Raw genomic sequence first — 20,626 nt, 5'->3', positions numbered from 1 at the left:
GGTCAGGCAGGGCTGTGAGTCAAACCTTGGGCGCTTGCAAAGCGCTTTCTTCAGGTTGTCGAGGTTGCGAAGCAGTGTCTACGCTTGCTGAATAGCAATCAACGAGCGTTCCATGCAGCCGTTTTTGCAGTACTTCAAGGCGATCCTTCACCCCGGCCCCGGGGTGTTGCTGTTTGCCTTGCGAACCATTGCGGCCGGGTTGCTGACGCTGTACCTGGCATTTGTGTTCGATCTTGAGCAACCCAAATGGTCGATCATGGCCGTGGTCATCATTAGCCAGCCCTTGGCCGGCATGGTCTTGGCCCGCAGTTTCGGCCAGGTCATCGGCACTACGCTTGGCGCGGCTGTGGCGGTGCTGATCATGGCGATTTTCCCCCAGGCGCCGGTGCCGTTTCTTATCACGCTGTCCCTGTGGCTGGCGTTGTGTACTGCCGGTGGCACCTTGTTGCGCTACACCAGTTCGCAGGCATTCGTACTCAGCGGGTATACGGCGGTGGTCGTCGGTTTGCTGGCCGTGCCGGAACCTGACGGCACATTTTTGCTGGCCGTCACCCGTGTCACCGAAACATTGCTCGCGGTGGCCTGTGTTTGCGTGGTGAGTCTATTGACCGCACGCCCGGAAGCCGTGGCCAAGGATTACTTCGCGCGGATCGATCAGGTGATCAAGCTGCTGGCCACGCACGCCAGCGCCGTCATCCGTACTGAAGAAAGCGAGGCCGAGTTCCATCGCCGACAAATGCAGCTGCTTGCGCAGATTGGTGCATTGGAAGGCGTTCGCCGCCACCTCTATTACGATGCACCGCGGTTGCGCAGCGCCGACGATCTGGTGCAATTGTTGGGCAACCAACTGGTGCTGTTGACGGCACGGCTGACTGCGTTGCGCCATCAGCGCGAATTGTTGCTGGAGCGCTGGGAGGGTGAGATTCCCTTGGAGATTCGGCAGTTGCTCACCGAAGAACTGGAGTTTCTCGATGAATTGGCCCGGCAAGGGCGCGCACTTCCGGCGGAGCAACGACGGCAGTTTGCGGTACTGCAAAAGCGTTTTGATGCGCTGGCTTATCGCTCGGAACAGCTTACCGAACCGCTCAAGGCGACATTACGCTCGCTGTCATGGTCTTTGCGCTGGGAACAGGCGCGAATGCTGCAGCAGCTGGAAACCATTCTTGAGTTGAGCGACGCGATCCAGAGCGGGCGCGGCGCCAGCAGCATGTTTCGTGGGCAGAAGAATCCCTTGCATCTGGATTACACGCTGGCGGCGATGAACGCTATCCGCGCCTACAGCGCGCTGATGGTCGCGGGCCTGATCTGGATAGAAACCGGCTGGGACGGCGCGCGGGGCGGGATGATCGTGACCGGCATTCTCTGTTCGTTGATGGCGACATTTCCCCGGCCATTGCTGGCAGTCCAGAGTTACGCCAGAGGGTTGGGGTTGGCGTTGGTCGTGTCGGCGGTGCTTCAGTTCGCCCTGGTACCGATGATCAGCAGCTTCGAATTGCTCGCTTTGTTATTGGTGCCATTGCTGTATGCGGTCGCCGTCGGGTTGTCCAGCCCGCCGACCACAGGGACCGGGATCGGTCTGGGGCTGACCACGTTTTTGCTGTTAGGTCCGCAAAACACCGGTTTGGGCCAGAACACCGCGATTCAATGGTTCGAATTTGCCGGTGCTTACGTGTGCGCTGCCGCTCTTGCCTTGAGTGTCTATGCCTTGATTTTCCCCTTCAGGCCCGGCCTGCGCATGCGTCGGTTGCACCAGGAAAACTGCGAACAGGTCTACGCCTTGCTCAAAGCTGCGGCCACCGATGAAAACCAGTTTGCTTTCGAAAGCCGCATGGTCGATCGCCTGACCATGATGCTGGGCTTGTTGCCAGCCATCGAGGACTCGTCTTCGCGGGAACTGTTCGAAGTCAGCCTTGGCAGTATGGCCCTGGGCATTGCCTTGAATCAGCTCAGGCAGCAGGGGCAAAGCAACGTGTTGTTGAGCCCGCAGACGCAGGAGCGTTTATTCGCCACGGTTCGGGAAACCGGGCGCCTGGTCGCCGGCCGGGCCAATATCGATGTCGATCGCGTGCTAGGCAGCCTGCACAGCTTGGGTGATGAACTGGACGCGTTGCATTCAAGCGTGCATGAACATTTATGGTCGGTGTTCCGCATGCGCGTAGCGCTGCTGATCGTCGTGTCATTCCTGGAACGACACCGCGGCCACTTTGAATCCACAGCACCCCAAGGAGAACCGACACTTGCCCATTGATCTGGAAATAGGCGGTGTTTATCTGCCGCCGATTGCCCAGGCACTGTTGCTGGGGCTGCCGATATTTTTGCTGCTGGACTGGCTGCTGCGCCGCCTCGGCGTGCTGCGGTTGGTCTGGCATGAAGCGTTGTTCGAAGGCGCGCTGTACGCCTGCGTGTGCGCGACACTGATTCTGTGGATGGGAGCCTGATGCCTTGAAGACGATTCTTGCCCGACTCTCGACGTTAGCCGTGGTAGCGCTGGCGTTTGTGCTCGGCTGGTTTGCCTGGGAGCATTACACGCGCGCGCCGTGGACCCGGGACGCCAGGGTACGTGCCGATGTGGTGACGTTGTCCGCTGATGTCGCCGGACGCATCGTCAAACTCAACGTGCAGGATAACCAGCATGTGGACAAGGGCCAGTTGCTGCTGGAGATCGATCCCTCGCGCTACACCCTGGCAGTGGAGCACGCCAAGCGCGCGGTGGAAGTGTCCAAGGCCTCACTCGGTCAATCGCAGGCGACGATTGTCGCCAGCCAGGCACTGCTTCGCCAGCGCCAGAGCGAAGAACGCCGTCGGCGGACCCTCAAGGAACGCTCGGCAATCTCCGGCGAAGAGTGGGAAAAAGCCAACACCGATGTATCGGTGGCCGAAGCTGACTTGCTGCGCAACCAGGCCAATCTGGGGTTTGCCCAGGCCAACGTGCAACTGGCGATTGCTGCGCTGGCCGAGGCTGAACATGATCTTGAACGCACCCGGGTCGAGTCGCCGGTCAGCGGCTACGTCACCAATCTGCTGACCCGCCAGGGTGACTATGCAACGGCGGGTGGACCCTTGGTGGCGCTGGTGGACAGCGATTCGTTTTATATCAGCGGCTACTTCGAAGAAACCAAATTGCCGCGAATCGGGGAGGGCGACCGGGTCGCTATCGAGTTGATGAGTGGCGAGCGATTTGGCGGCACCGTGCAAAGCATCGCCTTCGCCATCGCCGACCGTGAAAACCTGCCGGGCGGGCGTTTGCTGGCCAACATCAACCCCAGTTATACCTGGGTGAAACTGGCGCAGCGGGTGCCGGTGCGGATACGGATCGACGAGGATTATGCGGGCAAGGGCAAACTGCGCGCCGGAACAACAGCCACCGTGACCGTCCAGAACAACACTACCCCCCCGTAGGAGCCGGCTTGCTGGCGATGGCGGCATAATGTTCAACATCTCTATTGACTGATACACCGCGATCGCCAGCAAGCCGGCTCCTACAGGGTGATGAGGTGTTGTCGTGAGCAAAAAAAGCCCCGCGACCGAATGATACGCGGGGCAAAAAAATTGGTTGGTTGCGGCCAACCAAAGGAGCTCTTTAGTAAACCGAATTACTTGCTGGCGACCGTCTCCGGCTGCCAGCCACCGCCCAGGGCCTTGTAGATCGCGACGATGCCGCGATACAGATCGACCTCAGCCTGGGCCTGGGTATCTTCAGCCGCCAGACGTTCGCGCTGCGCATCCAGCAGCACGAGGAAATCGGCGGTACCTTCGCGGTAGCGGATCTCGGCGAGATCGGCTGCGGAGCGGCTGGACTCACTCTGGCGAATCAATGAAATAAGCCGCTGTTGGCGCTTGCCGTAATCACTGAAGGCGTTCTCCGATTCTTCCAGGGCCAACAGCACTTGTTGCTCGTAGGTCGCCAGTGCGCCTTCGGCATCGGCATCGGCACCGCGCAGACGGGCACGCACGCTGCCCAGATCGAAGGCCGCCCAGGTAATGCTCGGGCCAAGCGCCCAGGCGTTGGCCGCCGAGGAGCCGATCTGCGAACCGCGCCCGGCGGTGAAGCCGAGGAAGCCGCTGAGGCTGACACGCGGGAACAAATCCGCCTTGGCCACGCCGATGCGCGCCGTGGCCGAGGCCAGTTTGCGTTCGGCACTGAGAATATCCGGACGGCGTTGCAGCAGTTCACCCGGATCACCAATCGGCAGCGCCTTGGCAATCGCCGGCAGGTCTTTGGGGCTGAGGTCCACAGTCAGCTTGTCCGGGCGTTCACCGAGCAGGGTAGCGATGCGGTTTTTCTGCCGCACCTGCTCCGCCTGCAATTGCGGCACGCTGGCTTCGACCGAGGCCAGGCGCGCATCGGCGCGCTCGACATCGAGCTGATCGCCAACGCCGGCATCACGCAGGCTGATGGTGATCTTGCGCGATTCCTGCTGGTTCTCCAGGTTGGCCAGGGCAATCTTTTCCCGTAGCTGGGCACCGCGCAGTTGACCGTAAGCATCCACCAGTTCGGCGATCATGGTCACTTGCAGCTGGTACAGATCAGCCTCGAGTGCCTGTTGCTCGGCGTTGGCCGATTCCAGATTGCGCTGGATGCGGCCAAACAGATCGATCTCCCAGGCCATGTCCAGGCCCAGGTCGTAGCGTTCGCTATTGACCCGGTCAGTGGTTTCGCCAGGGATCTGGCCCTTGCCCAGGTCACTGCTGACCCGGCTGGTGATCGTCGGCATCGCGTCATTGCTGACGTCGTCACGGATCGCCCGCGCCGCTTTCCAGCGGGCGAAGGCGACGCGCAGATCGCGGTTGCCCTTGAGCGATTCAGTCACCAACTGGTTGAGGGTCGGGTCTTCGAACTGCTGCCACCAGATGCCTTCGAAACGCGAGCGGTCAAAATTCTTCTGACCGGCCGCACCGTCGGTGGCGGTGGTGATGTTGGCCGGTTCTGTGGCTGGGGTCTTGTAGTCCGGGCCGACGGCACAGGCGCTCAGCGCCAGTACCAGCAGGCTCGGCAGGAAAGCTTTCAAACTCATCAATGCGACTCCAGCTGATTTTGCAGTTTCAGCGCCTTGGCGGCTTTGCGCGCTTCACCGCGTTCGACGAAGTTACGGATCAGTACGTAGAACACCGGCGTCAGCAGCAGACCGAAGAAGGTCACCCCGAGCATCCCGGAGAACACCGCCACACCCATCGCATGACGCATCTCGGCACCGGCACCGCTGGAGAACACCAGTGGCACCACACCCATGATGAACGCGAAGGAGGTCATCAGGATCGGCCGCAGACGCAGACGGCACGCTTCGAGTACCGCCGCCAGCGGGCTCATGCCTTCGAGCTGTTTGTCCTTGGCAAACTCGACGATCAGAATCGCGTTCTTACAGGCAAGCCCCACCAGTACGATCAAACCGATCTGGGTAAAGATGTTGTTGTCGCCACCGGAGGCGATCACCCCGGTAATGGCCGACAGCAGGGTCATCGGTACGATCAGGATCACCGCCAGTGGCAGGCTCCAGCTTTCGTATTGGGCCGCCAACACCAGGAACGCCAGCAGCACACAGAGCGGGAACACGAACAGCGCGGTGTTGCCGGACAGAATCTGCTGGTAGGTCAGGTCGGTCCATTCGTAGGTCATGCCGTTCGGAAGTTCTTCCTTGAGCAGTTTCTCGATGGCTTTTTCGGCCTGGCCGGAGCTGTAGCCAGGGGCTGCCGCACCGTTGATTTCAGCGGTAATGAAACCGTTGTAGTGCATCACGCGGTCAGGTCCAGAGGTGTCGCTGACCTTGATGAAGGTCGCCAGCGGGATCATCTCGCCTTTGTTGTTGCGCACTTTCAGCTGGCCGATCTGGTCGGATTCGAGGCGGAACTGTTGTTCGGCCTGAACGTTGACCTGATAGGTGCGACCGAAGCGGTTGAAGTCGTTGGCATACAGCGAACCCAGGTAGATCTGCAGGGTGTCGAAGATGTCGCTGACGGCCACGCCGTGGGTCTTGGCTTTCTCACGGTCGATGGCGGCATCGACCTGTGGCACGTTCACGGTGTAGCTGGTGAACAACCCGGCCAGTTCCGGCACGCTGTGGCTCTTGTTGATGATGTTCATGGTTTCTTTGTACAGCTCTTCGTAGCCCAGGTTGCCCCGGTCTTCGATCTGCAGGCGGAAACCACCGATGGTGCCCAGGCCTTGTACCGGCGGTGGCGGGAAGATCGCCATGTAGGCTTCCTGAATCCCGGCGTACTGGCCGTTCAAGGCACCGGCGATGGCACCGGCGGACATGCTCGGGTCTTTGCGCTCGTCGAACGGTTTCAAGGTCACGAACACGATGCCGGCGTTCGGGCTGTTGGTGAAACCGTTGATCGACAGGCCAGGGAATGCCACCGCGCTTTCCACGCCAGGCTGTTTCAGCGCCAGGTCGGACATGCGCTTGATCACGTCTTCGGTACGGTCCAGGCTCGCCGCATCCGGCAATTGAGCGAAGGCCACCAGGTATTGCTTGTCCTGGCCGGGTACGAAACCGGTCGGGGTGCTGGAAAAACCGAAGAAGGTCAGGACCATCAGGCCGGCATACAGCAGCAGGGCGATACCGCTTGAGCGGATCACACGGGCAACGGTGCCGACATAACCGTGGCTGGCCTTTTCGAAGAAACGGTTGAACGGGCGGAACAACCAGCCGCCAAACATCTTGTCCAGCACCTTGGAGAAACGATCCTTCGGTGCGTCATGGCCCTTGAGCAATACCGCAGCCAGTGCCGGCGACAGGGTCAGCGAGTTGAAGGCCGAAATCACCGTCGAAATCGCAATGGTCAAGGCGAACTGCTTATAGAACTGACCCGTCAGGCCAGAAATGAACGCCGCCGGTACGAACACCGCACACAGCACCAGCGCCGTGGCGATGATCGGGCCGGTGACCTCGCCCATGGCTTTTTTGGTCGCTTCGACCGGCGTCAGTCCGAGTTCAATGTTGCGCTCGACGTTCTCCACCACCACGATCGCATCGTCGACCACGATACCGATCGCCAATACCAGGCCGAACAACGACAGGGCGTTGAGCGAGAATCCGAACAAGTGCATCACCGCAAACGTACCGATCAACGATACCGGCACCGCCACCAACGGAATGATCGATGCGCGCCAGGTTTGCAGGAACAGGATCACCACCAGCACCACGAGGATCAGCGCTTCGAAGAGGGTATGCACCACTGCCTCGATGGAACCGCGCACGAAGATCGTCGGGTCATAGACAATGCTGAAGTCCATGCCTTCGGGGAAGCTCTTCTTCAGCTCGGCCATTTTCGACCGCACTTCGTTGGAGATTTCGATCGCGTTCGAACCCGGACGCTGGAAGATCGGGATCGCCACCGCCGGCTGGTTGTTGAGCAACGAGCGCAGGGCGTATTGGCTGGAACCCAGCTCGACCCGAGCGATGTCTTTAAGGCGAGTGATTTCACCGTTGTCGCCCGAGCGAATGATGATGTTCTCGAACTCTTCCTCGGAAACCAGACGACCTTGGGTGTTGACCGACAGCTGGAACGCGGTGGCATTCGGCGCAGGCGGGGCGCCCAGGGCACCGGCCGCTACCTGGCGGTTCTGTTCACGAATCGCGGTCACTACATCCGTTGCAGTCAGGTTGCGCGAAGCGGTCTTGTTCGGATCGAGCCACACCCGCAGCGAGTAATCGCCCATGCCGAACAGTTGCACGTCGCCGACACCGCCCAGACGCGCCAGCTCATCCTTGATGTTGAGCAAGGCGTAGTTGGACAAGTAGAGCATGTCGTAGCGTTTGTCCGGCGAGGTCAAGTGCACCACCATCGTCAGGTCGGGCGACGCCTTGTCCACGGTGATGCCGATGCGCGTCACTTCCTCGGGAAGTTTCGGCTCGGTCCGGGTCACGCGGTTCTGCACCTGCACCTGAGCGTTGTCCAGGTCAGTGCCCAGCGCAAAGGTGATGGTCAGGGTGATCTTGCCGTCGGCGGTCGACTGCGAGGACATATAGAGCATGTTCTCGACGCCGGTGATCGCTTGCTCCAGGGGAGCGGCTACGGTTTCACCGATGACTTTCGGGTTGGCACCCGGGAAGTTCGCACGAACCACAACAGTCGGCGGCACCACTTCCGGGTATTCGCTGATCGGCAACTGGAACAGCGAGATCGCACCGGCGATCAGGATCAGCAGCGAAAGCACCGCTGCGAAGATCGGCCGTGAAATGAAGAATTGGGAGAAATTCATCGGAGTCGTTATCCCTTAACCGCGTGGGGTCGCTGCAGCCAGTTTCACAGCCGTGCCCGGCGCAACCTTGGCAGGTGCGACTTGTGGCAGGTTGCTGGCTTCCAGCGCTTGTCGTTGTTGTGCGAGGGCCGCGAGCGTTTGTTCGCTGGCCATCGGGATCACTTCAGGGGTGACTGGCGAACCGGGGCGTACCCGTTGCAGGCCCTTGACGATGATGGTGTCGTCCTTGTTCAAGCCGTTGCGCACGATGCGCAAGCCTTCGATCTTCGGCCCCAGCTCAACGGCGCGGTAGGCGGTCTTGTTGTCGGCATCCATCACCAGCACAAACTTTTTGCCAAGGTCAGTGCCGACTGCTTCGTCATTGATCAGCATGGCGTTGTAGGTGCCGCTGCCTACCAGTTTCAGGCGTGCATACAGGCCCGGGGTGTAGCTGCCGTCGCTGTTGTCGAACACGGCGCGACCACGGATGGTGCCGGTTTTCGGGTTGACCTGGTTGTCGACGAAGTTCATCACGCCCTGGTGCGGGTTGCCGTCTTCGTTGGACAGGCCCATGTAAACCGGGGTGGTGGCGCCGCGTTTACCCTGGCGTGCGAGTTGGGTGTACTTGAGGAACACACGCTCGTCAGCGTCGAAGTAGGCATAGACCTTGTCGGTGGACACCACGCTGGTCAGCGCGGTGGTATCGGCGGTCACCAGGTTGCCGGCGGTGATCTCGGCGCGGCTGACGCGACCGCTGATCGGCGCGGTGACGCGGGTAAAGCTGAGGTTCAGCTTGGCCAGGTCCAGTTGAGCTTGCAGGGCGCCGACTGCGGCGCGGGCTTCCTGGGCGGCACTGGTTCGCGAATCGGCCAGTTCGGCGGAAATCGCATTGCTGGTACGCAGGCGCTCACCGCGCTGGGCTTCGTTTTCGCTGCGGGTGGCGGTGGCGCGGGCCTGAGAGACCAGCGCTTCGAGGCGGCGAACCTCGGCCTGGAACGGACGCGGGTCAATCTGGAACAACAGGTCGCCTTTCTTGACGAGGGCACCCTCGGTGAACGCCACTTCATCGATCTGGCCGGAGACCCGTGGGCGGATCTCTACGGTTTCCGGTGCCTCAAGGCGCCCGGTGAACTCGTCCCACTCGTTGACCGGCTGCTCGAGCACCTTGGCGACGCTGACTTTTGCCGCCGGCATCGTAGCGGCCGTTTCCGGTGCCTTGCCGCAAGCGCTGATCACCACCATGGCCAATAAAGCCAACGGGAAGCGCAAATGTTTGAATGACTGTTCCATGGATGCATCCGCCAATGTGTTTAGATTGGCGAATGATGCTCGGCGAGGTTGTATGGCACGAATCGAATGAGCCGAAGGTAACTATCATCCGGAATGATATGAGGCCTCATGCAGCCCTCTAGCATGCACCTCTGATCAGCGGACTATCAATTGAGTCAATAGCAATTCAGTGTTGCCGAAAATGCATCAAAGGGCATGAGTCAACGCCACCGGCAGGCAGTTAAGCGTGACCGGACACTGTCGAGTATCTACACTGCCCGCTATCGGAGTTGATTCCGGCCCGCCCTGGATAACAAGCATGTCCCTTCAAAGTCGCAACAATGTAAAAGTGATCGGTGAAGGCTCGGCGACGCTCATTTTTTCCCATGGCTTTGGCTGCGACCAGACCATGTGGCGTTATCTCGTCGATCACTTCACCGGGCATTTCAAAGTCGTGCTGTACGATCTGGTAGGCGCGGGTCAATCGGACCTCGGGGCCTATGATCGCCAAAAATACGACTCGTTGGCGGGCTACGCTCAGGATTTGGGTGACATCATTGATGAGTATGCCTGCGGGCCAGTGATCGTGGTCAGCCACTCCGTCAGCAGTATGATCGGTGTCCTGGCTGACCGCATGTCCCCCGGGAAAATCGACGCGCATGTGATGATCGGCCCGTCGCCATGCTATATCGATTCCGACAACTACGTGGGTGGTTTCAAGCTTGAAGACATTCACTCGCTGCTTGATACCCTGGACAGCAACTATCTGGGCTGGTCCAGCACCATGGCCCCGGTCATCATGGGCGCACCCGGCCAGCCGGCACTGAGCGAAGAGTTGACCAACAGCTTTTGTCGTACCGAGCCTGAGATCGCCAAGCAGTTCGCACGGGTGACGTTCATGTCCGACAATCGCAAGGATGTTGCCGGATTGACCACCCCCACATTGATTCTGCAATCGACCGATGATCTGATCGCCCCCATTGCGGTCGGCAAGTATCTGGAAGCCGTAATGCCCAACAGCACACTGTGCATCGTCGCCAACGTCGGTCATTGCCCGCACATGAGTGTACCTAGCGCCTGTTCTGAAGCTATCGACAACTTCTTGTTGCCGTGGACGGCTGCCAATGCCGGCTGACATACCGTTTTTGCTCGACCCTCAAGCGCTGTTCGACGAGGCTCCCTGCGGGCTGGTGGTCACCAGGGAAGATGGCACCATTCTTCGCAGCAATCAGACCTTCAGTCATTGGATCGGCTGCGATGCCCCTGATTTGGTCGGTCGGCGTTTTCAGGACCTGTTGACGATGGGTGGGCGGATTTTCCACCAGACCCACTGGGCACCCCTGATGCAGATGCAAGGTTCGGTGGCCGAAGTGAAGCTCGATCTGCTGCACCGAGACAAACGCATCATCACCATGTTGCTCAACGGCGTGCGTCGAGAGCACGACAGTGGCGCGTTTTATGAACTGGCGCTGTTCGGCACCACCGATCGCGACAAGTACGAGCGCGAATTGCTCAACGCCCGGCGAACTGCAGAAGCTTTGCTGCGGGAAAAAACAGCAGCCGAAACGGCCCTGCAACAGGCGCAAACAGCGTTGAACGACGCTTACGAAAAATCCCAGCGCCGCGCTTCATTCGCCGAACAAATGGTCGCGATTGTCAGCCACGATCTGAAGAACCCTTTGACGGCTATCAAAATGGCTTCCGACATCCTCGCCCAATCCGAGCGCAGCGCAAAGGAAAGCAAGATGCTCGAGCACATCAGTCGCTCGACCGACCGCGCCGAGCGCATGATCGGAGATTTGCTGGACTTTGCCCTGGCGCGCATTGGGCGGGGTATAGCGGTCAATCCCGATTGGCTGGATTTGCATCGATTCATCAACCAAAGCATTGACGAACTGCGTGTCGCTTTTCCGCAAGCCACACTCTTGCACACGTCCAACGGTTCTGGCCGCGCTTATCTGGATGCTGACCGGGTGCAGCAAGTCATTGGCAATCTGGTCGCCAACAGCGTGGCGTATGGTGATCTGGCGCATCCGATCACTATTGTTTCCGAATGGGGTGACGATCAATCGGTGATCTCGGTCCATAACCACGGCCCGGCAATTGCGGATGCATTAGTGGCCGCTCTGTTCGAACCCATGACCCGTGGCACCGAAACCGACAGTGATGTGCGAAGCGTGGGGCTTGGTTTGTTCATCGTCAGAGAAATAGCCAGGTCCCATGGCGGGGAGGTTGCGGTCAGCTCGACGGCCGAGGAGGGCACTCGGTTCAGCGTGCATCTTCCCCATCCTGAATAAGGGCCGGTCAACAAATTACCAATGATCGACGTGGTGTTGTGTTCCAGAGTTTCGATTGATTGTTTGGCGAATCGCAGGACCCCGCGGGATCAACCAAGGCCCGAGCTCAACGGAGCACAGCAAAGGCCAGGCTGTACCGGGTTGTCATTGGGGGCAGGGTGTTGAAATCAACCCGATGCATTTGTTTCAGATAAATGTGGCCTGGCATCCGGGCTGCTTTTACTATCGAGTCCCATCCGACATGTTTACCGCGTGCTGCAGAGCGCGCGGTGTTTAAAACCAAGGGGCTTGCATGGCTCAATCGACTTCTTCATTGGTAGCTCCTCTGCGTGCTTTCTTTACACAGTTGACCCGTTCTGGACGGGGTGGCATGGCGTTTTGGCTGGTGTTGGCCTGTGTGATGGCGTTGCTGATGGTGAGCGGTTACAGCGCTGTTGTCGGGGGCAACAAGGACAATCTGCGTTTTGCTTTACTCGGGGGATTGTCCGGATTCGGCGCAACGGCGCTCGGCGCAGTGGTGGCGATTGCGCTTCGCGACATTGCGGCTCGCACCCAGGACATCATGCTCGGCTTTGCTGCCGGGATGATGCTGGCCGCCAGCTCTTTCTCGCTTATTCTTCCTGGCATCGAGGCGGCTCGGCAACTGAGCGGCAATGGGTTACTGGCAGCCGGTATTGTCGTATTGGGTTTGGCACTGGGCGTTGCCTTGATGATCGGTCTTGATCGATTTGTGCCTCACGAGCACGAAAAAAGCGGCCGGCGCGGCCCAGAAGCCAAACGGATCAATCGGGTATGGCTGTTCGTCCTGGCCATCACGTTGCACAACTTGCCCGAAGGCATGGCGATCGGTGTCAGCTTTGCAACAGGCGACATGCAGGTGGGAATACCGCTGACCACGGCGATCGCCCTTCAGGACATACCCGAAGGTCTGGCGGTGGCAATGGCTTTGCGAGTGACCGGTATTACGGCACTGCGCGCGGCGCTGATTGCCGTCGGATCAGGCTTGATGGAGCCTTTTGGCGCCTTGGTCGGCCTCGGTATTTCCAACAGTTTTGCCCTTGGCTACCCCATCGCACTTGGCCTCGCCGCCGGCGCCATGATCTTTGTGGTGTCCCATGAAGTCATTCCCGAGACCCATCGCAATGGTCATGAAACGCCGGCAACACTGGGCCTGATGCTGGGCTTTGGCGTCATGATGTTTCTCGATACTGCGCTGGGATAAAACACTCGCGTTATTGTTTCTGCATTGGCCAGATCATCCGCCACTGACTTTCCAGTGTTTAACATCATCGGCAAACACCATTTGCCTCATCTCGTGAGCAATGCCGTATGCGAGAGACTCATGGGCGGCGATGACTTTTTCCTCCGCGGACAAGCAATGGAAGATATCGAGTTTGGTCTGCGCTTCAGCGGTTTCCAGCGCGAAAATCTGCACGTAGCGCGCAAGGTCATTGTCGAGACTCGACAGGTATTCACGCAGACGTTGATGATCAACGGATTTCTGACTGAAATACCAATTCATCGGGTGGATCAGAAAGCGCGAGTGGGGAGAGGTGATCCGGCGCCCTGCGGCCAGGAACATGATGATGCCCATCGATTCGATGTTCCCCGCATTGATTGCACACAATGGCACTGGCAGCGATTTCAGGAAGGTATAAAGCGTGAAACCGAAATTGGTACTGCCCCCGGATGTGGACAGGTTCAACAGTAAAGACGTGGCACCTTGATCAATGGCTTCGAGACAGCAATCCCGGAAACGCTCGGTGGTTGCCTGGTCGATCTGGCAATGAAAATGCACGATATGTTCGGTCATGGCCCGACCTCCGAAATCCATTATTTGTAAAGCTGCGTATGCGCTATGCAGTCTAGTAAATATTGACCTTTCGTTAGCGAAATATTCGACTTTATCAACCGGTTTTTGAGTGCCTGTTCCGTCAGTCGAAAGTCTTTATTTTTCATTGAACTAACGTCGTAAATCCACTGGTCGCGAAGCCTTTTTTTTGTTCAAACTTTCGATTTCCCATGCCATCCGAATTAAACGGGCGACTGCTCGTGTCAATGATTCAGAGGTGATTGAAATGGCCAATACAGGAAATAACAATCCCGGCAATTTTTCTAATGACCGAGATAAGGCATCCGAAGCTGGCAAGAAAGGTGGCCAAGCTTCAGGCGGTAATTTCGCCAATGATCCACAACGAGCATCTGAAGCCGGCCAAAAAGGTGGCCAGGCATCAGGTGGACAACAATCGAGAGATGCTGATCGTATGTCCGGAGGCGGGCAGGGTACCCAACGCGGTGGAGAGTTCACCGATGACATGGAGGACATGAACAAGCCTGGACAGAAAGGCGGACAGGCATCGGGTGGACGGCAATCCAACGAGGCTGATCAATCCACCGGTGGTGGTCAGCAAAGTGGACGCGGCGGCAATTTTGCCGATGACAGGGACAAGGCGTCTGAAGCAGGCCGCAAAGGAGGAGAAAACAGTGGTGGCGGAGGGCGTCAGTCCTGATGCCTTGTAATCACCAAGCCCCGATTTTTCGGGGCTTGGTTTAAAGCTTCCAGGGTGACCGCATCAGCCTTTTGCCGGCGGGTCTTTTTACGAAGCACCACTGTCTGCAGCATTCACCTGTATCAAAGCATGAACGCGGGAACTGAGTTCATTCAGGCTGAAGGGTTTGGTCAGCACCTTGGTAGTGGCATCGACAGAAATCAGGCTGGAGCCACCTGCGAAACCGGTGATGAACAGCACCTTCATTTGCGGGAATTTCAATTTCAGTTCAGCCGCCAGGCTGATCCCGTTCATCATGCCGGGCAGACCGATGTCAGTCAGGAGCAAATCCAGGTGCCCGAGCTTTTCTGCCTGCTTTATTGCCGATACGCTATCGACCGCCTCTACTACGCAGTAACCTGTTTCGCTCAATAATTCCGAGGCCATCTGGCGTACCGCGGCTTCGTCATCCACCAGCAAAATAGTTTCGCCGTTCCCCACTGGCTCCGTCGAACCTGATTCGGAATGGGCTTGGGTCTTATCGGGTTCAGAATTGTCCACTGGAAAATACAGGGTTACGGTGGTGCCGACGCCGACGCTGCTGTGGACCCGCACCTGCCCACCGGATTGTTGGGTAAATCCATAGATCATTGAAAGACCCAGACCGGTACCTTCGCCGATTTTCTTGGTGGTAAAAAACGGATCGAAAATGCGCGACAACAGTTCCGGTTTGATCCCGGTGCCGGAATCTGTCACGGATATGCTCACATAGGATCCTGGAGGCATCATTTTCTCGGACGACGACGCTTCATCGATCACGCATCGGTCGACCGAAAGATCCAGCGTACCGCCATTAGGCATGGCATCTCTTGCGTTGATGGCAAGATTGAGCAGGGCATTCTCCAGCTGATTGAGATCGCACTTGATACGATCACTGGTCTTGAACGAGCACCCCACTACAATGCTCGGCCCGACCGAACGGCGGATCATGTCTTCAAAATCAGCCACTACTTTGCGAGGTTCAATAATTTCGGGGTTGAGTGATTGCTGTCTCGAAAACGCCAGCAGACGTTGCGTCAAAGCGGCTGCGCGAGACGCTGCGGTCATGGCAATCGAGTTGTAACGGGCCAGTTTGTCATGGCGACCGGCATCAATTCGACGTTGCATCAGCTCCAGGTTACCGATGATGCCCGCCAACAGGTTGTTGAAGTCGTGGGCGATGCCACCGGTCAGTTGACCTACCGCTTCCATTTTCTGGCTCTGCCGAAGCTTGAGCTCGGCCATTGCCCGTTCATGTTGTTCGGCTTCCAACTGCTGAGTGCGCTGATTGATTCGGTCTTCCAGCAGCTCGTTCCAATCGCGCAATGCGTTCTCTAGCTGAACCCGATCGTCGATGTCTTCAATGGTGCCGTACCACTGCTCGCAATGACCGTCGATACCGAGGCTGCACAACGCGCGGACGCGGAACCAACGATATTCTCCGGTGCCTTTGCGTAAGCGGATTTGAGAGTCGAAAGGCTGCAAGGTGGTCAATGATTGATCCCAGAGCACAATCAACGCCGTCTTGTCCTCAAGATGCACCGCGTTGGACCATTGACGATCCAGCGTTTGCTCAGGTGTCAGGCCGGTGTATTCATACCAGCGATGATCGATGGAAATGAGATTGCCGTTTTTGTCGGCCGTCCAGGGCCAGAGCGGATTGAGTTCAGCCGCTATTCGATAGTGCCTTTCACTTTCCCGTAGCTTTTTTTCGGTCAAGCGCATGGCTTGCATGGTTTTGGAACGCTTTAAAGCTGCGCCAAGCAAATTGCTGTAACCGCGAAGAAAATCGATATCGCTGTCGGTGAACTGGCGAGGGATTCGACTATCCACCTCAAAAATGCCGAATGGACGTTCTCCATCGGCACCGTGGACGAGCACGTTGACGAACGCTTTAACGCCGTTTTCGATTTGAAAATCGTGATAGCGAAAGCGGGTTTCCGTTGCAATGTCCGTTGAAATGACCGGGCCGTTGGTGTCCAGAGAATGACGTTCAGGGGTTCCCTCGCAGGCTTTTACTTTCACCTTCCCGACGACATTGGGTGCCCAGCCCACACCATTTCGCACAAAAAAAGTGATCTCGTCTTCCAACAACAGCATGAATTTCGCCATGTTGGTTCCGAGCCCGTCGCCGACCAAGCGGCAAGCTTCATCGAGAATTTGCTCCAAATCATCTGACGCCAAGGCCAGCTCGCCAAATTTGGCAAGCACCTTGCGCTGGCGCAGAAGCGTCTCCTCGATTGCCATGTCATCACCTATGGGGTTTTAGTATCCGAGGGTCGGGCACTGGCCTAGGTTCAAACGATGTGATCAAACGCAGTTTGTCTTTACTTCCTGCAGCGCGGTCAGTCAAACCAGACAGGGATCTCAGGCGAGTTCAACAGGCCGATCACAGATGATATGTAAATCCTTTGAACTGTGTCTAAAGCTAGAAATTAGGCGATAAGACACAACTTCAGGGAATTAAGTTGCTTGATAGGGCTGGGCGTTAATTCTATAATTTTGGGAATTAACTGGCACAAAACAGGCTTGGTGCACTCTATGTTGGATTTAAGCTTCAGCAAGCCGAGCGAGGTCGTCAAGCGCCTCTGCGATCGCTTGCGCACAGAGCGCTTGGCGCAGGATATGACACAAGCCGACTTGGCCGGACGTGCCGGCATCGGCACAAATACAGTCTCCAACCTTGAAGCCGGGCGCAATGTCGGATTCGAGAACGTCGTTCGGGTGGCGATGGCTCTTGGCCGAACCAAGGAACTGGAAGGCCTGTTTCTGCCTAGACTGGACAGCATCGAGGACATTCGGCGCTACGAAAACAGCGCCAATCGTCTCCGTACAAAAAGGAAGTCCGGCAATGCTTGAGCAGGTGAACGTCTTCTACGAGGGATGGGGTGAACGATGGCAATGGGGCACGCTGGTCTCCACGACTGCCCTGACCGGTCGCCCGTTGATCGTGTTCGAGTACAGCAATGAAGCCAGGCAAAGGGGCTTGGAACTGTCCTCCTACACGCTGCCGTTGGGGGGGGCTAACTTGCGCCGAGATTTTCCAGAGCACCAACTGTACTTGCCAGGGCCTGTTTACGACGCCTTGCCGGATGGGTGGGGCATGTTGCTGATGGACCGTTTGTTCAGGCGTCGCGGGCTCACCACAGCACGCATCGGTTCACTGGAACGGCTGGCCTACATTGGTAGCAATGCAATGGGGGCCATGACGTTTGAGCCCGTGGCACCCGAAGGGCAGGAATCTGAAGTCCACATCCCGCTGCAGCAGCTTGCCGCCGAAGTACAGAAAGTCCTCCATGGAGACGGTGGCGAGTTCCTGCAGACGTTGCTGCTGGTGGGCGGCTCGCCTCAAGGCGCAAGGCCTAAGGCCCTCGTCTATCGCGATCCAGAAACTGGCGGATTTACCACTGCCGCCACGCCGGGCTTTGAAGCATGGTTGATCAAGTTCCCGGCCAAAGAAGAACATGCCGAGGTGTGCGCTGTCGAAATGGTCTACGCCGAATGCCTGCGCATGTGCGGTATCGAGACCCCTGACACGCAGTATTTCAATCTGCCTGATGGGTTGGCGGCGTTCGCCAGTAAGCGATTTGACCGTCGGGATGGTCTACGCGTACCCATGCAAAGCCTCGCGGCGTTTACGGGGGCAAATTACCGCTCCCCGGGAGTGTTGGACTACGTCAACTTCCTGCGGGCAACACAGATGTGTACCAACGACGTGCGAGAAATGGCGCGGGCGTTCGAACGTGCAGTCTTCAACGTTGCGTTCAACAACAGAGACGATCATCCCAAGAACTTCGCCTACATCATGTCGCAAGACGGTCAGTGGAGACTGTCACCGGCTTACGACGTGACCTTCTGCGAGGGGCCAAGTGGATATCACCAGATGGATGTGATGGGGGAAGCACTGTCGATTTCCCGCACGCAAATGCTTCGGCTGGCCGAGGAAGCCGAGGTGCCCCCGGAGATTGCAGGCAGAATGATTGACGGCATTTGTGATGTGGCGAGCCAGTTTGAAAGCATCGCCGAGAACCTGTATCCACAGGTTATTACTCGAGACACCTTGCGCACGATCCAAGACCGCATCGATCAGAACGTAGCTCGGTTACACCGTGGTCCATAGTGTGTGGAAAGGCAAAATAATCAGATTAGGAGCCTGCCCGACGACACTTAAAGACTATCCGGGTCCCCGAAAAACATCGAGATGATCCTCTAGCTAGAGGGTTATGGCTTGAATAAAATCAAAATGTACCCCCAGTTGTACCCCCAGTCGCCCATCAAGGATCCAAGATCGAGAATGGCGACTGCTGACAGCGATGTGAATGGAACAACTTGGTGCCCAGTAGACTTCGAACCCGCTCCGAAGCAGAGCCGGCGCTTAAACCGAGGCAAGCATGATTTTGTTTTTGACTGGAATTGCGACGGGCGGTACGTACAATATCCATCATCCAACGGCGAATATCACCCGATACCATCAATGCCGCGAGCGTGGATGTATGAGTTCCACACTTGGGTGAACCACGACCAGGGCAGTGCAGACTACGTCGGTAGCGTCTGGCGGCGCCGTTATACGACCCCCCAACCGGCGTTCATGTGATGTCCAAAGGGGCTGAGTGTCCCAAGTAAATCAAAATGTAGGTGTCCAGCGCTGTCAAGCTCGCTGAGGGCGAGACCTGGACGGCTTAAAATGGCTCTTAACGCAATCCTGGGAATGACGGGAACATAAACGCCGATTTGATTGATGATGTTCGTGCGAGCAAACACATCTAACAAAGTCGCGTACGTAGGCGCGATATTCATACTTTCCTTCCGTTTTGGGAGGGTTTTTCTCTCGTTTCTATCAGGCCTGATGGTGACGCCCTGCAGATCGACCTCATCCCCCAAGCTAACCGATTTCCTACCTGCAGCGGCTGCAACGAGCCCAGAACCACCCCGCCCATGAATATTGCCAACGGCTTATTTGAGACCTGCCTGGTCTCGGGCACTCGCTGCAGTTAAGCGTCGAACTCAGACGAGTCGGGTGCGGCCGTTGTGGCAAACGCATGGAGGCTGTCAGCTGGCTGGGTCGTTACTCTCGTATGACGCGTCGCTTGGCTGAAGCCGTTATCCAAACCGGCCGACGGTCGCCTACCTTGCATGTGGCTCAACTGTTCGGATTGCACTGGGACAGCGTGCGATTACTGGAGCGACGGGCGCTACAGACGGAGCTCGACGAGTTTGCCCTACTCCAAGGGCATCGATACACCAGCGTCGTACAGGATGCGGACTCCGCCGGGTCGGCGAAGGACGTAGACGGGCCGCTATCAGACTCTTCTTCGAAGAGCTGGGGGCCTTAAGGCTGCTCGCAAATAGAGACGGTGGCGATGGACAAGAATATTGCTTTCGACCTCGAGGTGCGCCAACACTGCCCGCAAGCACGAGTGGTCTACGACCCGTTTATGTAGTGGCCAAATACGGCCGAGAAGTGCTTGCCCGTGTACGAGTCGATGAGGCCCACCGCCGCGCCATGACAAGCCCGCGCGCAAAGTCATCAAAGCTCGCTGGTTACTGCTGCGCAATCCGGGTAACCGCAAGAGTGAAGATCAGCAGGAGCACCTGCAGGATCTGTTGGCTGCAAACCAATCACTGATGACGGTTTATCTGGATGAAGCCAGAGCTCAAAGCACTCTGATCGCCCCTTTCCGCTTGAGGCTGGAGATCATCCTGGAAGCACAGGTTACGTCTAGCGAATGAAAGCGAAATACCGGATCTGAAGCAGTTCGCTATACGCTTGAAGGGTTACTGGCAGGACATTTTGAGCAGGATTCGCTGGCCGATGCACACCAGTCGACTGGAGGGGATCAATAACCGCATCAAGGTGGTTAAGCGTGTGGCCTACGGCTACTGGGGCAGCGAATTCTCTTTTACGAAGATTAACAGCGACTTTCCCGGCAATCGGTGAGGAACCTCAAAAATGGCACGCTCTATTCTGAAGCAGGGAAGTATTAATTAGTCCCAGTCTCCCGGGAAGCAATCGTGATGACGCGCGCGGCACACCGCTGACCAAAAGAAAACGACGGGAGGCGGCGCAGTGGCGTGAGATGGCCTAACCTTCAAGCACAACGCTTACATGAAATAATCATTGCTACGATGGGTTTCGACGCGATAGCGCTTAGCGAAACTGGCGCATTGTGGGCGTGGCGATAGAGGGCAGAATGGCGCGAAACTACGGGTTGTACGGGGATTTGAGGGGCTATCGAGGATAGGGCTGCGCGAATGAGTTTAATCAGGATAGGCGCGGGAGCCCGGTGATTATGACTTGAAGAATATCGAGCAGAGCCGTACTCCTCACGCACTAGGTGCAAGTTGCGCTG

General features: G+C 57.6%; 16 protein-coding genes and 1 pseudogene. 12 read left to right on the top strand and 5 right to left on the bottom strand.

Annotation, left to right across the window (positions count from 1 at the left end; genetic code table 11):
• Nucleotides 1-112: 112 nt before the first annotated feature.
• The 3 genes from D8U73_RS20270 to D8U73_RS20260 are packed head-to-tail and all read left to right on the top strand — an operon-like array spanning nucleotide 113 to nucleotide 3,399.
• Entirely contained in the window at nucleotides 113-2,248 is a 2,136-nt protein-coding gene (locus D8U73_RS20270) for an FUSC family protein (protein WP_130905582.1), read from the top strand.
• Nucleotides 2,238-2,438 carry a DUF1656 domain-containing protein gene (locus D8U73_RS20265; protein ID WP_056855407.1) on the top strand — a complete coding sequence of 67 codons (201 nt, stop codon included), beginning with the start codon at nucleotides 2,238-2,240 and terminating at the stop codon, nucleotides 2,436-2,438. The genes D8U73_RS20270 and D8U73_RS20265 overlap by 11 nt, the downstream gene beginning before the upstream one ends.
• A 4-nt stretch (nucleotides 2,439-2,442) precedes the next feature.
• Complete coding sequence (locus D8U73_RS20260) at nucleotides 2,443-3,399, top strand: HlyD family secretion protein (RefSeq protein WP_130905581.1); 957 nt, start codon at nucleotides 2,443-2,445, stop codon at nucleotides 3,397-3,399.
• A 194-nt stretch (nucleotides 3,400-3,593) separates the two neighbouring features.
• On the opposite strand, the gene D8U73_RS20255 is transcribed toward D8U73_RS20260, so the two are convergent.
• Genes D8U73_RS20255 through mexE form a run of 3 tightly spaced genes read right to left on the bottom strand, consistent with a single transcriptional unit; the run spans nucleotide 3,594 to nucleotide 9,472 of the window.
• Entirely contained in the window at nucleotides 3,594-5,015 is a 1,422-nt protein-coding gene (locus D8U73_RS20255; RefSeq protein ID WP_056855405.1) for a TolC family protein, read from the bottom strand.
• Nucleotides 5,015-8,203 (bottom strand): efflux RND transporter permease subunit, encoded by a 3,189-nt coding sequence (locus tag D8U73_RS20250; RefSeq protein WP_056855404.1) that lies wholly within the window; start codon nucleotides 8,201-8,203, stop codon nucleotides 5,015-5,017. Before D8U73_RS20250 ends, D8U73_RS20255 begins: the two co-directional genes overlap by 1 nt.
• A gap of 15 nt (nucleotides 8,204-8,218) precedes the next feature.
• Complete coding sequence (mexE, locus tag D8U73_RS20245; protein ID WP_056855403.1) at nucleotides 8,219-9,472, bottom strand: multidrug efflux RND transporter periplasmic adaptor subunit MexE; 1,254 nt, start codon at nucleotides 9,470-9,472, stop codon at nucleotides 8,219-8,221.
• A gap of 298 nt (nucleotides 9,473-9,770) precedes the next feature.
• Here mexE and D8U73_RS20240 point away from each other — a divergent pair, with 298 nt between their 5' ends.
• The 3 genes from D8U73_RS20240 (at nucleotide 9,771) to D8U73_RS20230 (ending at nucleotide 12,970) form a co-directional block, all read left to right on the top strand.
• On the top strand, nucleotides 9,771-10,586 hold the full coding sequence (locus D8U73_RS20240) for an alpha/beta hydrolase (RefSeq protein ID WP_130905580.1): 816 nt from the start codon (nucleotides 9,771-9,773) through the stop codon (nucleotides 10,584-10,586).
• Nucleotides 10,576-11,748, top strand: coding sequence for a PAS domain-containing sensor histidine kinase (locus D8U73_RS20235; RefSeq protein ID WP_130905579.1), 1,173 nt, complete (start codon nucleotides 10,576-10,578; stop codon nucleotides 11,746-11,748). The genes D8U73_RS20240 and D8U73_RS20235 overlap by 11 nt, the downstream gene beginning before the upstream one ends.
• 292 nt (nucleotides 11,749-12,040) lie before the next feature.
• Nucleotides 12,041-12,970: a ZIP family metal transporter gene (locus tag D8U73_RS20230; RefSeq protein WP_130905578.1), complete on the top strand. Its 930-nt coding sequence runs from the start codon at nucleotides 12,041-12,043 to the stop codon at nucleotides 12,968-12,970.
• 33 nt (nucleotides 12,971-13,003) lie between these two features.
• On the opposite strand, the gene D8U73_RS20225 is transcribed toward D8U73_RS20230, so the two are convergent.
• Nucleotides 13,004-13,582 (bottom strand): ATP-dependent Clp protease proteolytic subunit, encoded by a 579-nt coding sequence (locus tag D8U73_RS20225; RefSeq protein WP_082557618.1) that lies wholly within the window; start codon nucleotides 13,580-13,582, stop codon nucleotides 13,004-13,006.
• A gap of 244 nt (nucleotides 13,583-13,826) precedes the next feature.
• Here D8U73_RS20225 and D8U73_RS29595 point away from each other — a divergent pair.
• Together D8U73_RS29595 and D8U73_RS29590 are read left to right on the top strand one after the other, a co-directional pair.
• A pseudogene (locus D8U73_RS29595) lies at nucleotides 13,827-13,988 on the top strand (general stress protein); the annotation flags it as partial.
• A 24-nt stretch (nucleotides 13,989-14,012) separates the two neighbouring features.
• Complete coding sequence (locus D8U73_RS29590; protein WP_330219577.1) at nucleotides 14,013-14,258, top strand: KGG domain-containing protein; 246 nt, start codon at nucleotides 14,013-14,015, stop codon at nucleotides 14,256-14,258.
• 87 nt (nucleotides 14,259-14,345) lie between these two features.
• Here D8U73_RS29590 and D8U73_RS20215 read toward each other — a convergent pair whose 3' ends face one another.
• The gene (locus D8U73_RS20215) at nucleotides 14,346-16,523 is read right to left on the bottom strand and encodes an ATP-binding protein (protein WP_130905577.1); all 2,178 of its coding nucleotides are present in this window, start codon (nucleotides 16,521-16,523) and stop codon (nucleotides 14,346-14,348) included.
• A gap of 294 nt (nucleotides 16,524-16,817) precedes the next feature.
• Here D8U73_RS20215 and D8U73_RS20210 point away from each other — a divergent pair, with 294 nt between their 5' ends.
• From D8U73_RS20210 to D8U73_RS29580, 4 genes are all read left to right on the top strand, one after another.
• Entirely contained in the window at nucleotides 16,818-17,135 is a 318-nt protein-coding gene (locus tag D8U73_RS20210) for a helix-turn-helix transcriptional regulator (protein ID WP_056855396.1), read from the top strand.
• The gene (locus D8U73_RS20205) at nucleotides 17,128-18,396 is read left to right on the top strand and encodes a type II toxin-antitoxin system HipA family toxin (protein WP_130905576.1); all 1,269 of its coding nucleotides are present in this window, start codon (nucleotides 17,128-17,130) and stop codon (nucleotides 18,394-18,396) included. Before D8U73_RS20210 ends, D8U73_RS20205 begins: the two co-directional genes overlap by 8 nt.
• Before the next feature lie 919 nt (nucleotides 18,397-19,315).
• Nucleotides 19,316-19,609: a helix-turn-helix domain-containing protein gene (locus D8U73_RS29585; RefSeq protein WP_347238560.1), complete on the top strand. Its 294-nt coding sequence runs from the start codon at nucleotides 19,316-19,318 to the stop codon at nucleotides 19,607-19,609.
• Nucleotides 19,610-20,013: 404 nt separating this feature from the next.
• Nucleotides 20,014-20,214 carry a transposase gene (locus D8U73_RS29580; protein ID WP_347238561.1) on the top strand — a complete coding sequence of 67 codons (201 nt, stop codon included), beginning with the start codon at nucleotides 20,014-20,016 and terminating at the stop codon, nucleotides 20,212-20,214.
• Nucleotides 20,215-20,626 lie beyond the last annotated feature (412 nt).

Origin of the sequence: Pseudomonas sp. Sample_22, from assembly GCF_004307635.1 — a bacterium.
In the GTDB taxonomy this organism is placed as follows: Bacteria; Pseudomonadota; Gammaproteobacteria; order Pseudomonadales; family Pseudomonadaceae; genus Aquipseudomonas.
This window is presented reverse-complemented; position numbering and strand designations above follow the sequence as displayed.

Excerpts from the sequence above, each read along its gene's own strand:
- D8U73_RS20270 (WP_130905582.1), top strand. The coding sequence starts at position 113 with ATGCAGCCGTTTTTGCAGTACTTCAAGGCGATCCTTCACCCCGGCCCC.
- D8U73_RS20255 (WP_056855405.1), bottom strand. The coding sequence starts at position 5,015 with ATGAGTTTGAAAGCTTTCCTGCCGAGCCTGCTGGTACTGGCGCTGAGC.
- D8U73_RS20250 (WP_056855404.1), bottom strand. The coding sequence starts at position 8,203 with ATGAATTTCTCCCAATTCTTCATTTCACGGCCGATCTTCGCAGCGGTG.
- mexE (WP_056855403.1), bottom strand. The coding sequence starts at position 9,472 with ATGGAACAGTCATTCAAACATTTGCGCTTCCCGTTGGCTTTATTGGCC.
- D8U73_RS20240 (WP_130905580.1), top strand. The coding sequence starts at position 9,771 with ATGTCCCTTCAAAGTCGCAACAATGTAAAAGTGATCGGTGAAGGCTCG.
- D8U73_RS20235 (WP_130905579.1), top strand. The coding sequence starts at position 10,576 with ATGCCGGCTGACATACCGTTTTTGCTCGACCCTCAAGCGCTGTTCGAC.
- D8U73_RS20230 (WP_130905578.1), top strand. The coding sequence starts at position 12,041 with ATGGCTCAATCGACTTCTTCATTGGTAGCTCCTCTGCGTGCTTTCTTT.
- D8U73_RS20225 (WP_082557618.1), bottom strand. The coding sequence starts at position 13,582 with ATGGATTTCGGAGGTCGGGCCATGACCGAACATATCGTGCATTTTCAT.
- D8U73_RS29590 (WP_330219577.1), top strand. The coding sequence starts at position 14,013 with ATGTCCGGAGGCGGGCAGGGTACCCAACGCGGTGGAGAGTTCACCGAT.
- D8U73_RS20215 (WP_130905577.1), bottom strand. The coding sequence starts at position 16,523 with ATGGCAATCGAGGAGACGCTTCTGCGCCAGCGCAAGGTGCTTGCCAAA.
- D8U73_RS20210 (WP_056855396.1), top strand. The coding sequence starts at position 16,818 with ATGTTGGATTTAAGCTTCAGCAAGCCGAGCGAGGTCGTCAAGCGCCTC.
- D8U73_RS20205 (WP_130905576.1), top strand. The coding sequence starts at position 17,128 with ATGCTTGAGCAGGTGAACGTCTTCTACGAGGGATGGGGTGAACGATGG.
- D8U73_RS29585 (WP_347238560.1), top strand. The coding sequence starts at position 19,316 with ATGGAGGCTGTCAGCTGGCTGGGTCGTTACTCTCGTATGACGCGTCGC.